At 61.8% G+C, this 13,311-nt stretch carries 10 protein-coding genes; 9 read left to right on the forward strand and 1 reads right to left on the reverse strand.

Annotated elements, in window-relative coordinates; genetic code table 11:
• The first annotated feature begins 11 nt into the window (after positions 1-11).
• From H4684_RS02255 to H4684_RS02275, 5 genes are all read left to right on the forward strand, one after another.
• Positions 12-3,440 carry an FAD-dependent oxidoreductase gene (locus tag H4684_RS02255; protein WP_192622688.1) on the forward strand — a complete coding sequence of 1,143 codons (3,429 nt, stop codon included), beginning with the start codon at positions 12-14 and terminating at the stop codon, positions 3,438-3,440.
• Between the two features lie 18 nt (positions 3,441-3,458).
• The gene (locus H4684_RS02260) at positions 3,459-4,025 is read left to right on the forward strand and encodes a 4Fe-4S dicluster domain-containing protein (RefSeq protein ID WP_092189040.1); all 567 of its coding nucleotides are present in this window, start codon (positions 3,459-3,461) and stop codon (positions 4,023-4,025) included.
• Entirely contained in the window at positions 4,022-4,939 is a 918-nt protein-coding gene (locus H4684_RS02265; RefSeq protein ID WP_192622689.1) for a CoB--CoM heterodisulfide reductase iron-sulfur subunit B family protein, read from the forward strand. Before H4684_RS02260 ends, H4684_RS02265 begins: the two co-directional genes overlap by 4 nt.
• 21 nt (positions 4,940-4,960) lie before the next feature.
• Positions 4,961-5,875: a universal stress protein gene (locus tag H4684_RS02270; protein ID WP_192622690.1), complete on the forward strand. Its 915-nt coding sequence runs from the start codon at positions 4,961-4,963 to the stop codon at positions 5,873-5,875.
• A 95-nt stretch (positions 5,876-5,970) separates the two neighbouring features.
• Positions 5,971-7,290, forward strand: a complete 1,320-nt coding sequence (locus tag H4684_RS02275) for a (Fe-S)-binding protein (protein ID WP_192622691.1) — start codon at positions 5,971-5,973, stop codon at positions 7,288-7,290.
• A 156-nt stretch (positions 7,291-7,446) separates the two neighbouring features.
• Here the strand turns inward: H4684_RS02275 and H4684_RS02280 are convergent, their stop codons facing one another.
• Positions 7,447-8,871, reverse strand: coding sequence for a sigma-54 interaction domain-containing protein (locus H4684_RS02280; RefSeq protein WP_092189032.1), 1,425 nt, complete (start codon positions 8,869-8,871; stop codon positions 7,447-7,449).
• A 266-nt stretch (positions 8,872-9,137) separates the two neighbouring features.
• Between H4684_RS02280 and H4684_RS02285 the strand changes: the two genes are divergently transcribed.
• From H4684_RS02285 to H4684_RS02300, 4 genes are all read left to right on the forward strand, one after another.
• Positions 9,138-9,479: a c-type cytochrome gene (locus H4684_RS02285; protein ID WP_092189030.1), complete on the forward strand. Its 342-nt coding sequence runs from the start codon at positions 9,138-9,140 to the stop codon at positions 9,477-9,479.
• A gap of 95 nt (positions 9,480-9,574) precedes the next feature.
• Positions 9,575-11,764: a molybdopterin-containing oxidoreductase family protein gene (locus tag H4684_RS02290; RefSeq protein WP_092189028.1), complete on the forward strand. Its 2,190-nt coding sequence runs from the start codon at positions 9,575-9,577 to the stop codon at positions 11,762-11,764.
• Positions 11,764-12,519, forward strand: a complete 756-nt coding sequence (locus tag H4684_RS02295; RefSeq protein WP_092189026.1) for a 4Fe-4S dicluster domain-containing protein — start codon at positions 11,764-11,766, stop codon at positions 12,517-12,519. Before H4684_RS02290 ends, H4684_RS02295 begins: the two co-directional genes overlap by 1 nt.
• An 8-nt stretch (positions 12,520-12,527) precedes the next feature.
• Complete coding sequence (locus H4684_RS02300) at positions 12,528-13,250, forward strand: formate dehydrogenase subunit gamma (protein ID WP_092189024.1); 723 nt, start codon at positions 12,528-12,530, stop codon at positions 13,248-13,250.
• The last annotated feature ends 61 nt before the right edge of the window (positions 13,251-13,311 follow it).

A 13,311-nucleotide genomic window follows, 5' to 3' on the forward strand; every position in this document is an offset into this window, starting at 1 on the left:
AGGAGGAGGCAATGAGGAAACAATACGGCGCGTTGGTGGTGGGCGCGGGTATCGCCGGACTCCGGGCGGCTCTTGATCTGGCCGTGACCGGACACAAGGTGGCCCTGATCGACAAACGCCCCAGTCATGGCGGCATCCTGAGCCAGCTGGATTACCAGTTCCCTTCGGATCACTGCGGCATGTGCCGCATGCTTCCGCTCATGAGCCGGGATGCGTCCAGTCAGTTTTGTCTGCGTAAAGGCATGTTTCATGAAAATATAGATCTGATGCTTTCAACGGAGCTTGCGTCCCTGGAAGGTGAACCCGGCAAGTTCTTCGTCAGCCTGAGCAGGCGCTCCCCACTGGTCGATCCGCACAAGTGCGTCAGCTGTGGGAAATGTTCCGAGGTCTGCCCGGTCAAGGTTCCGAGCGAATTCAACGCCGGGCTGACGAAGCGCTCGGCTGTCTATTTGCCGGTGCCGCACGCCATTCCCAATCATTATGTCCTGGATCTTGATAATTGCATCCGCTGCTGGAAATGCCACGAAGTCTGTCCGACAGGGGCCATTGACCTCAAGTTCGAAGAGCGCGCGCGGTTCGGCATTCTGGTGGCGGACGAGGAGGAGCAGACCCGCTCCACGGTGCGCGAAAGCCTTGAGCATCTGCAATTCCCGGTCTTTGAGGCGGCCGGTGGCCAGGAAGCCCTGGATTTGCTTGAGTCCGGCGCGTCGATCAATTTCGTGCTCGTGGGGCTCAATCTGCAGGGCGTGGATGCCCAGCGCGTCATGACCCGCGCCCAGGAACTCAGTCCCGGCATGCCCGTGGCCGTCTTGGCCGCCGCCGGGCAGGAAGAGGCTGCGGCCGATCTGGTGCGGCGCGGGGCGCGGGATCTGTTCATGAAGCCGCTCTCGTCCAAGAAGTTCGTGCCCTGGCTGGACAAGCACTACATGCGCATCATGTCCGACACCACCGAAGAGCTGCAGGTCAGCGCGGTGATCCTGGCCGGAGGTTTCGACTGCTACAATCCCGACATGGACCTAAACGGCGGACGGGATATCTGGGGGTACGGCCATCCGGCCGTGCTGACCGCCGTGGAGTTCGAGCGTCTGCTGAGCGGCACCGGACCCACGGGCGGCAGGCTGACGCGGCCGGGTGACGGCAGGCCCGTGAACAGGATCGCCTGGATTCAGTGCGTGGGCTCGCGCGATGTGGGCAAGAACGCCGATTACTGTTCCTCGGTCTGCTGCATGTTTTCCATGAAGGAGGCCATGCTGGCCAAGAAGGTCACGGACGGGGCGGTGGATGCCACCATCTTCTACATGGACATGCGCACCTTCGGCAAAGGCTGGGACGATTACCGGCAGAAGGCCGTGCAGCAGGGCGTGCATTTCGTGCGCAACCGGCCGCACTCGGTCGTGCCTGCCGAGGGCGGCGGGGTGCTGCTCGAATCGCTGAGCGACGACGGCACGCGCCGCTCGGAGGAATTCGACATGGTGGTCCTGGCCGTGGGCGCCCGGCCCCCGAGGGGTATGGACAAGTTCGCCGCCACGGTTGGCATCGAGACCAACGAGTGGGGCTTTTGCAAGACCCAGCCCTATGCCCCGGAGCGGACCAGCCGGGTCGGCGTGTTCGCGGCCGGATCGTTCGGCGAGCCCCGCGACATCTCCGAGTCGGTCATGCAGGCCGGTGCGGCGTCCGAGGCGGCGGCGCGCATGATCAAGATCTACGACGTGCTGGGGGCGGCTCCGGCGCCCGCGGAGCCGGACTATCCGGATGTTTCCCGCGAGCCGGTGCGCACCCTGGTGGCCGTGTGCACCTCCTGTCCGACCCTGGGCAAGGTGGTGAACCTGGACGAGCTGGCGCACACCGTGGGCCGGGTCCATTCGGTCGGCACGGTGCTTCCCGTGTTCCAGGCCTGCACCGAAGCCGGCTGGAAGCAGATCCTTGAAACGGTCAAACAGAAGAAACCCAACCGCATTCTCATAGGGGCCTGCATGCCCTACGCCTACATTCCGCGCTTGAAAGAAATGGCCCGCACCGTGGGGCTCAACCCGGCGCTCATGGATGTGGTCGACGTGCACACCCCGACCTTCAACGGACGCGACTCCGTGGACGTGGCCCGCGAAATATTCTCCAGCCTGTCCATGGCCGTGGCCAAACTGCAGGGTGTCGATCCCACGCCGCCGGACGTGCTCATGGACGTGTCGCGCTCGGCGCTGGTGGTGGGGGGAGGCCTGGCCGGTCTGACCGCGTCCATGGCCATCGCCGACCAGGGCTTCGGTGTCTGTCTGGTGGAGGCCGAGGAGGAGCTCGGCGGCATGGCCCTGCGCCTGCACACCCAGCTCGATGGCACGGACCCGCGCAAGTACATGGAGGACCTTGTCGCCCAGGTCGAAAAGCACCCGCGCATCAAGGTCTTCAAGGACGCGCGCGTGGTTCTTTCCCGAGGCAGCGCCGGACGCTTCCGCTCCGCCATAAGCGGCGACAATGGCATCTTCCCGCTGGAACACGGCGTGACCATTCTGGCCACCGGCGGTCATGAGGCCAAGATCTACGAGAGCGGATTCTGCGTGCACAGGACGGTCATGACCCACTTCGGGCTGGAGGAGAAACTGGCCACGGGCGCGCTTGACGTGGGCAGCCTTGGCGCGGTGGCCATGATCCAGTGCTGGCGGTCCCGCAAGGAAGGCGAGCGCAACTACTGCAGCCGCATCTGCTGTCCGGAGATGCTGAAAAACGTGCTGACCATGAAGGAGCGCAACCCCGACCTGCCCATTTATGTTTTCTACCGCGACATCATGGCCCAGGGCTTCCTTGAGGCCTATTACACCCAGGCGCGCAAGGCCGGTGTGATCTTCATCCGTTACGATCTGGAGAAACCGCCCAAGGTGCGCTTTGTCGAAGGCAAGCCCGTGATCACCGCCCTGGACCCGATTCTGGGCAATGAAATAGAGGTGCACGCGGACATCCTGTCCCTGTCGAGCGGGGTGGAGCCGAACGATGTGGACGATCTGGTGGAGATCTTCGGGGTCAAGACCGACGCCAACGGATTCTTCCAGGAGGCGGACAGCAAATGGCGGCCCGTGGATTTCCTGAAGCAGGGAGTCTACATGTGCGGGCTGGCCCATTCGCCCCGGCGCATGGCCGAAACCGTGGCCTCGGCCAAGGCGGCGGCCCAGCAATCCCTGCGCATCCTCTCGGCGGGCAAGGTGGCCCGGGAGACCCTGGTGGCCACGGTGCGGCCGTCCCTGTGCTCCCTCTGTCAGGCCTGCGTGGCGGCCTGCCCCTACGGGGCGCGCACCGTGGATCTGGAGAACGAGCTCATACTGGTCGATGAGATGCTCTGTCAGGGCTGCGGAGCCTGCGCGGCGGTCTGCCCCAACAGCGCAACGGTGATCAAGGGCTTCCATGACGGTCCGATGATGGCGGTCATTGACGCCGCCCTGGAACAATTGGCCTAGGCCAAGGGGAGGTGAATCATGAACCAGACGCAAGCACACGCATGGAGCCCGGATGCCGTTACCCGGGAGATTCTTGAAGAGCTGCGCGGCGAGATCGGGGCCTGCATGCAGTGCGGGACATGCACCGCGTCATGCCCCAACGGCTTCGCCATGGACATAACGCCCCGGCAGATGTGGCGGATGGTGCAGTTCGGAATGCTGGACAGGATTCTTGAAAGCAAAACGTTCTGGATGTGCTCTTCCTGCTACATGTGCACCCTGCGCTGTCCGCGCGGATTGAAGCTGACGCGGGCCATGGGGGCGCTGAAGCGGCTGGCCCGGCAGCGGGGCACATGGAAGATCAGGAAGAACAGCGCGTTTTACGACGCATTCATGGAAAACGTGGAGAAGTACGGGCGTGTGCAGGAGACGAGCCTCATGCCCGGCTACTTCCTGAAAAGCCGCGACCCGCTCCTGCCGCTGCACTACCTGCCTCTGGGGGTGCGCATGATGCGGGCCGGCAAGCTGCACCCGCCGAGCAGCGCCCAGAAAGGGCGGCTGAAGGAGCTTTTCGCCAAGGTGCGCGAGATGGAGGAGGAATCATGAAATACGCCTACTATCCAGGCTGCTCGCTGCAGGAAAGCGCCCGGGAGTTCGACGTGTCCGTGCGGGCCGTCATGGCCGCGCTGGGGGTGGAGCTCGTTGACATACCGGACTGGACCTGTTGCGGGGCCAGCGCGGCCGAGCCGGTCAGCGCGCTCATGAATTACGCACTCCCGGCCCGCAATCTCGCCCTGGCCGAGCAGGAGCTACCGGGGCTCGATGTGCTCGCCCCGTGCAGCGCCTGCTACCTCAATCTCCTGAAGGTCAACCGCGAAGTCGTCGGCAACAAGGATCTGCACGCGCGGGTCAATGAGGCCCTTGGCGCGTCGGGCCTGAATTACCGGGGCACCGTTGGGGTGCGGCACATTCTGGACGTGCTGGTCAACGACATCGGGCTTGATCCCATAAAGGAGCGGATCGTCAACGATCTCGGAGGGATGCGCGTCTCCGCATACTACGGATGCCAGATCCTGCGTCCCTACGAGGTTTTCGATGATCCCCGGCACCCGGTCAGCATGGACAACGTGCTCTCGGCCCTGGGAGCCAAGCCGCTGCCGTGGGACATGGGCAACAAATGCTGCGGCGCTTCCCTCATGGTCACGCATCCGGAGGTGGCCATGCATTCCGTGGCCGCCATTCTGGGAGCCGCCGATGGCTCCGACGCCGTGGCCACGGTCTGTCCGCTCTGCCAGATGAATCTGGAGGCATATCAGCACGATTCGGCGGCCGGGGGGCACCATGTGCCGATACTGTATCTGACCCAGCTCATGGGCCTGGCGTTCGGCCTGGAGGAACCCTCCGTGTTGCTGGACAAGAACATGAGCATGGATGGGAGCATGCGCGCCGGGATCAGATCCCGGGCCTGGCGGCACGAAGCGCCAGGCGAAGGTGACGAGACGCTTGCCCGCGAAACCTGATTAAAAACAAAGGGGGTAGTTATGTTCAAGGACATCATCGTAGGCGTGACGCCCAGCGGCGTGGATGCATGCGCGGTTGAATCCGCGGTGGGTTTCGCCAAGAAGTTCGAGTCCAATCTTTATCTGGTCCACGTGGCGGGAATGGAGCAGGGCTGGGGTTCCATCGAGACCCTGGAGGCCTCGGGCGAGACGGCCCGGCTGGAGGCGCGCATCCGAGAAATGTACGCTTCCCTGCTGGCCGACCTGCCGAGCGTCGCGGTGCAGGTCGTGGCCGGGATTCCGCATAACGAGCTTCTGCGCCTGGCGCGCAAGAAGGACACCGACCTGGTGGTTATGGGGCCGCACACCAAGGAATACGAGGAAAAGCGGGCCCAGATGTGGGGCATGGCCGGCAGCACCCTGGAACGGGTCAGCCAGAAGGCGCGCTGTCCGGTCATGATCGTGCATCGCGCCGTGGAGTGCAAGGATCCGGCGTTCTCCAACATCCTCGTGGCCACGGACTTCTCCGATCAGTCCGAGTGCGCGGTCAGCTACGGCGGCCAGATGGTCAGGCAGTACAAGGCCCGGCTCACGCTCATGAACGTCAGCGAGACCTCGACGGATTCGCCGCAGGGCCGAGCCGATATCGAAGCCAGGCTGCAAGCCGAATACGGCGACCGGCTCCAGGGCATCGACGATTTCGTCTATGCGGGCCGCTTCGGTCGGCCGGCCATGGAAATTCTGAATATGGCCACGCAGATCGGCGCGGATCTGATCATCATGGCTCACCATTCCAAGGCCGACGACCCGGAAGAAGCCTTCCTCGGCTCCACCGTGGTGCAGGTCTCGGTCAATGCGCCGTGTCCGACCATGAGCGTCAACCGCCACTTCGACCTGCGTTGCGGGCTGATGTACGATCAGACCGGTCAGGTGGTTGATGTCGCGGCCACCGTCTAGCTCTAAGGGCGCACACGGGGGCGGACGGCTTGGCCCGGCCGTCTCCGCCTGCGCTTCGGCCGCTTGGGTAACCATTCATTTCGGGGGATACCGGGATGTTGAACGGAAAGATAATCGAGCTTGGTCGCGGGAAAAGTACCTTCATGGAAACAGTCCGGGAAATTTTGCCCGAGGGGGGGAACCTGAACATGTGTCTGACCTGCGGGGCATGTTCGTCCGGATGCCCGGCTTCCGGCCTGGAAGGCATGGACCCCCGCAAGTTCCTGCGCATGGCGGCGCTCGGCATGGACGAGGAAGTTCTGTCCACGCCCTGGGTCTGGATGTGCACCATGTGTCAGCGCTGCATTTACGCCTGTCCCATGAAGATCGACATTCCCCGTCTGGTCTACGAGGCCAGGGCCGCCTGGCCGAGGGAGACGCGCCCCAAGGGCATCATGGGCTCCTGCGACATGGCGCTCAAAAACGAGAGCGGAAGCGCCATGGGCACCGCGCCGGATGATTTCGCCTTCGTGGTCGATGACATCCTGACGGAATGCCGGGAGGCGCAGCCCGAATTCGAGGACATGGAAGCGCCCATCGACAATGAAGGCGCGGAATTCTTCCTCAACCAGAACTCGCGCGAGCCCGTGACCGAGCCCGACGAGCTGCTCCCCTTGTGGAAGATCCTGCATCTGGTCGGGGCGGACTGGACCTACGGGTCAAGGGGCTGGGCCGGGGAGAACTACTGCATGTTTCTGGCGGACAACCAGAGCTGGGAGCGTTTGACGCGTCAATCGGCGGACAAGGCCAGCGAGCTGGGGTGCAAGGTCTTTCTCAATACCGAGTGAGGCCACGTAACATACTCAGTCCGGGCCGGACTGGAAAAATTTGGTATCGAGCATCGATTCGAAGTAAAAAACATCTATGAATATTATGCAAAATGGATTCGGGAAGGCAAACTCAAGGTCAATTCCGAATGGAACAAGGATCTCAAGATAAAATTCACGGTGCAGGACCCGTGTCAGATCGTCAGGAAAAGTTATGGAGACGCCATCGCCGATGACCTGCGTTTTGTCGTGAAATCAGTTGTCGGCGAGGAAAACTTCATCGACATGCACCCGAATCGTTCCAACAACTACTGTTGCGGTGGTGGCGGAGGATTCCTGCAATCGGGGTTCAAGGATCAGCGCCTGGCCTACGGGCTGACCAAGGACGAGCAGATAAAGGCCACCAAAGCCGATTACTGCATCGCCGCCTGTCACAACTGTCATGCCCAGATTCATGAACTGAGCGAACACTACGAAGGACATTACGGAGTGGTGCACCTGTGGACCCTGATCTGCCTCTCGCTTGGCATCCTCGGGCCCAACGAGCGGACGTATCTGGGGGATGATCTGAAGGATATAAACGTTTTTCATCCTGAAATTGCAGTCTAGGACGGGTTTTTTCTTGATGTGATTTCAGGCCCCTGGATGGCGTATCAAGTAGGGAAAGGCCGAAACTTGTCGTTCAAGTTTCGGCCTTTGACATTTTTTGGTCCTGTATTGCCGGCAGAACCAATTCTTGCCTTGGGCGGAATTTTTTCAGCTCTTTCAGGACTGGATGACCCTTGGCATGTCGATGCCGTATTTGCGCATGCGGTTCAGCACCGTGACGCGGTTGATGCCCAGTATCCTGGCCGCCTCCGATTTGTTGCCACCGGCCTGGCGCAGGGCCTGGAGGAGCTGCTGCTTCTGCGTATCCTGACCTAAGTTGACAGGGCGCGGATTTTCGGAAGCGAGGGTGGGCGTTGCGATGTTGTGCGGCAGGTGCTCGGGCTCGATGTGGCCGTGGTCGGCCAGCACGAAGGCGTACTCCAGGGCGCTTTTGAGTTCGCGTATGTTGCCCGGCCAGGAATAGTCCATGAAGAGGTGCAGGGTCTGGGGGCTTAATCCCTTGATGTCCTTGTCGCTCTTCATGCGCAGCCGCTGGATGAAGTAGTCGGCCAGCAGGGGGATGTCTTCCTTGCGTTCGCGCAGGGATGGCAGGTGCACGGGGATGACGTTGATACGGTAAAAGAGGTCCTCGCGGAACTGCCCCAGAGAGATGAGCTCCGGCAGAACCTTGTTGGTGGCGGTAATGATGCGCACGTCCACGGACAGCTGCCGGTTGTCTCCGACCCGCTCGAAGGTCTTGGTCTCCAGCACGCGCAGGAGTTTGACCTGAACCGGCATGGGCAGGTCGCCGATCTCGTCCAGAAAGATATCGCCTCCATGAGCGGCCTCGAAGCGGCCTTGCCTATGTCTGAACGCTCCGGTGAACGCACCCTTGACGTGCCCGAAGAGTTCGCTCTCAAGGAGCGCCTCGTTCAGGGCAGCGCAGTTGAACTGCACGTAAGGCTGGTCGCTTCTGGGGCCCAGATCGTGAATGGCCCGCGCCACCAGTTCCTTGCCCGTGCCTGATTCGCCACAGATGAACACCGGCGCGTCGCTTTGCGCGGCTTTCTCGATCAGGTGGAAAACCCTGCGCATCTGCGGCGAATGTCCGACCATGCCGTGAAATACGGTTTCTTCCTCAAGCATGCGCGAGAGCTGCTGCAACTCGTTTTCCTTGCGGTCGAGTTCCGAGAGGTCGGTCATGGTCTCCACGGCCCCGACCGCGCTGCCGTCTTCGGCGCGCAGAATGGAGGCGGTCTTGAGGATGGGGACGTAGGTGCCGTCCTTGCGCATGATGCTGCACTTGCGGCGCACGAAGACGCCCTGTTCGAAAAGCTTGCACCAGGCCTCGCGGGCTTCGGAACGGACCCGGCGGCAGGCGTCGCACTTGAAGAGGGAGCAGTTGGCGCCGATGAGCTCCTCCCGGCTGTATCCGGTGATTTCTTCCAAGGCCCGGTTGACCATCTTGATGGAGCCGTCCGGATCCACCAGCAGGAGCCCTTCCTGCATGAGGTCCACAATTTCGTGCCAGTGGGCCTCCAGCGGGGGCGTTGCGGGCAGGCCGGTTTGGGGCTTTTGAGGGATCTGGAAGAGGGGGGTCATGAGTCTCCTGGGGCTGCGTTAGCGCGAATCGGGTGTTGTAAGCGGTGCTGAATTAGTTGTTTAAAACATTTATACAGTTGATATGTGATTAATCACTTGTCAATGCCCACTTCTGGCGTCCCGGTTTTTTTCATTTGTATTTTTTCAATGAATTCAAGGGAGAACTAGCCTTCGGCAATTCCTACTCTTTTGGTATGCGTTCTGCTCTATACTGCTCAGTCACACCGGAGACAATCATCCATGACAATTACCAAGAGGAGTTCATCATGAAGAAGCAGACTTTCGTGGGCATCGCAGCCGCCCTGATTTTGGTATCCTATGTAGGTATTTCCGTCGCCAGTGAAGTGGGCAACGCGCGCAAGGGTCGTTTTTTGTTTCGCCAGAACTGCCGTCCGTGCCACATGGAAAATCCCGTTGGGGCCAAGCCCGCCCATTACCTCGGGCCCGACGCCAAGACCCAGGCCGAGTGGAAGGCCGTGTTCGAGAGTTATGGCGACCTGCCTTGCAAGGACGAGTGGTCCAAGATTTCCGATAAGGATCGTCAGGACATCTTTCGCTATGTCCATGACGGCGCCAAGGACTCCCCGACCCCGGCCAAGTGCGGCTGATCAAGTGGTTTTAGACGCGGCCACAAAGCCTGAACATGCATGAAGGAGCAGGAATATTGAAACCCGCCACCGACAGCTCGAAAAGGGAACACGGGATGAAAACCCAAGCGAAAACACTCTCCAGACGCGGATTTCTTCAGGCGTCGGCGGCGGTGGCGGCCACCGCCGCCGGCGTCCCGGCGCTGAAGGGCCATCTGGCCACGGCCCATGCCGCAGGAGCGGCGCCCCAGGCTCCGGTCACCTCGCACTACACGGTCTGCGACATGTGCTTCAACCGCTGCGGCATGATCGCGAGGGTGCAGAACGGCCGGGTGGTCAAGCTCGACCCCAACCCCAAATTCCTCAAATCCAGAGGCATGCTCTGCGCGCGCGGCAATGCGGCCGTGGATCACCTCTATGACCCCAACCGCCTGAAAACCCCGCTCCTGCGCAAGGGCGCCCGCGGGGAGGGCAAATGGCAGCAGCTGACATGGGAACAGGCCCTCGATCATGCAGCGGAGCAGTTCACGCGCATCGCGGAGAAATACACCCGCTGCGGGGTCATGTTCTCTCCGGGCTCGGACATGCAGTCCCAGTTCCTGATCCGCTTCGCCGAGGTCTTCGGTTCTTACAACGTGACCTCGCACGAGACGCTTTGTCTGCTGAGCAAGAACCGGGCGTACCTCGACACCTTCGGGGAGACTCCCTACGCCGACGTGCTCTATTCCAAGTACATCATCATCTCCGGGGCCAACCCCCTGGAGGCGATCATCACCCCGGACACCATCGATCTCATGGAGGCCCGCAAGAACGGCTGCAAGATCGTGGTTCTGGACCCGCGCTACACCAAGACCGCGGCCCTGGCCGACGAGTGGTACGCCATCCGTCCCGGCACGGACATGGCCTTTTTCCTGGCCCTGACCAATGTCATCACCGAAGAGCGGCTCTACGACCCGGCCTTTGCCGAGAAGATGCTCTTCGGGCTGGATGAGTATGCGGCCCATGTGCGGCAGTACACGCCGGAGTGGGCGGCCGGGGAATGCGGGATTCCGGCGGAAGACATCCGGCGCATCGCCCGCGAAATCGCGGCGGCGGCCCCGGCGGCCATGATCTATCCCGGCCGTCGCAGCTCGGACTACGAAGACTCCACGCAGATCCGCCGTTCCATGGCCATCGCCAACGCCCTCCTGTCCAACTGGGACAGGCCCGGCGGCATCCTCGCGTCGCGGGAAGTGGGCGTGCGCGCCCCGTACTTCGACGTGCCCTGGTACGACGACAACCCTGATGACCGCATCGATCACGGCATGGCTCCGGGTCTCATCCACCACGAGGGTTCATTTAAGCTCATGCGCGACGCCATCATCAAGGAGGAGCCCTATCCCATCCGCGGGTGGTTCACCTTCAAGACCAACTTCATGCAGACAGCGGCCAACCGTAACAAAACCCTGGAGATGCTCAAACACCTGGATTTCGTGGTCAACGCGGATATCGTCATGAGCGACACGGCCTGGTACTCGGATCTGGTCTTGCCTTCGCCGAGCTTCCTGGAGCGCAACGACCCCGTCTCCGCCCTGCAGGGCTCCTCGGCCTGCGCCTGCGCCGTGTGGCGTGATGCCGTGGTCCCGGCCATGCACGAATGCCGGGATATGCTCTGGATATGTACGGAACTGTCCAAACGCTTGGGCTTCCCGGAGAGTTTCGACTTCACCCTGGACGAGTACCGCAAATTGCAGCTGGAGAGCATCCCCGAAGCCTTCGAGGCCATCAAGGCCGACGGCGTGTACTACAATCCGAGCAAGGTCTACGGCATCTATTTTGACTCGCCGCTCAAGACCCAGGCGAAGAAGATCGAACTCTTCAACCAGCGCTACGCCCACGAAGGGCTCGACCCCATGCCCGTGTACAAGGCTCCGCGCCGCAAGGAGGGCGCCTTCAGGCTGGTGGTGGGACGCACGGCCTTCTTTACCCACAGCAACACCAACAACGCCCTGCTCATCCAGTTCAAGGACGAAAACACCCTGTGGATGCATCCCCGGTCGGCGGCCAGGCAGGGCCTTGTGGATGGGGAAATGGTCGAAGTGGCGAGCGCGGCTGGAACTGTTACGCTTGCGCTCAGGCTTTTCGAGGGCATGGAAGAGGAGACCGTGTACATGGCCACCGGGTTCGGGGCCCTGTCTCCGGAGTTGCCTCTGGTGCACAACAGGGGTGCGAGTATCGCCGAGGTGCTCGAAGATCACGCGGACTTCATTTCCGGAAACATGGCCATGCATGAAACCCTGGTCACCGTGACGAGGAGGGTGGGCTGATGAAGAAATACGCCATGGTCATCGATTCCTCGATGTGCATCGACTGCAAGGCCTGCATGGCCTCGTGCAAGGTGCAGAACAACGTGCCCCGCGGATACTGGCGAAACTGGATCAAGCACACCATCCCCGACTTTTCCCAGGGCTCCCAGACCCGGACCCATTTCCAGCCTGGGGGCTGCATGCAGTGCGACAACCCGACCTGCGTGCAGGCCTGCCCCAGCGGCGCGACCTACAAGGACACGCAGAACGGGATCGTACGGGTCAACGAGGCGCTGTGCATCGGGTGCGGCAACTGCATCACGGCCTGTCCTTACGACGCCCGCTTCCGTCATCCGGACAGGCGGGTGCCGGACAAGTGCGATTTCTGTTTCAGTTCCGGCAGACTTGAGCGCGGTCTTCTTCCCGCCTGCGTGGACACTTGCCCGACCAAGGCCCGGGTTTTTGGGGACTTGAACGACCCGGACAGCGACGCCTCCCGACTGCTGCGCGAAAAGCCTTCCGTCCGGGTGCTGGCCAGGGGGGGCATCGATACCAAACCAAACATGTATTACGTGGCTGCCACCGCGCCCACGGACTGGGTGGGCGAGGTCGAATTCCCCGGTGCGTTCACGACCATGGCCACCCTGGTCAACCCGGTGGTCAAGGTGGCGGTGGGCCTCAGCGCCCTGGGTGTCGCGGTCATGTGGGCCAAGCAGATCTTTTCTCCGGACAGGGAGGAGAGCGAACATGAATCGTCAGCCCCGGGAAAGGATTGAGGTGCCCCATGAGTGAAAAAATGATCCACAGACATACCCGGCTCTCCATCTTCATGCACTGGTTCAACGCCTTCTGCTGGTTCGCCCTTTTGCTGACGGGCCTGGGGCTGATCAAGAACGAAGAGCTGAACCCCGTTGGCGCGTGGTTACCGAACCTGATGCGCAGCCTTTTCGGCGGCGGGGAAAACCTGCTCCTGGTGCATCAGTACCTCGGCCTGGTCTGGGCCGGGGCGTTTTTGGCCTACATCCTCTTCAAGCCGCGCGCGACCTGGTCCTTCCTCAAGGAGGTCTTTCCCGTGTCTCCGGCCAGCGATATGCAGTGGCTGCTCAAGATGACCCTGAAGATGACCCTGGGTCGCAAAGGGATTGAGCGCTTCGGGCTGAGCCCGGACCTGCCGCCCCAGGGCTTTTACAACTTCGGGCAGAAGCTCTTCGCCCAGGCCTCGGTGGTGGGCGGGGTGGTGATCGTGGCCACGGGCCTGGTCATGTTCTTTTCAACCATATCCATGGACAACCCCGGCCCGGCGGCCTGGTCCCGCGTGATCCACTACCTGACGGTGGGTCTGGTTTTCGCGGGCCTGCTGGTGCACATCTTCATGGCCGCCATCTCCCGCGAGGAGCGCCCGGCATTCAAGTCCATGTTCACCGGCAACGTGTCCGAACACTACGTGCGGCATCATCACTCGTTGTGGTACGCGCAGGTGGCCGCCGAAAAGGACAAAGACGGCTAGTCACGGGCTTTCAAGAGGCGCGGCGGCTGTCCGTACGGTAAATTCAACTTTTAATGCAACC

The sequence above is a fragment of the Desulfomicrobium macestii genome (assembly GCF_014873765.1).
In the GTDB taxonomy this organism is placed as follows: Bacteria; Desulfobacterota; Desulfovibrionia; order Desulfovibrionales; family Desulfomicrobiaceae; genus Desulfomicrobium; species Desulfomicrobium macestii.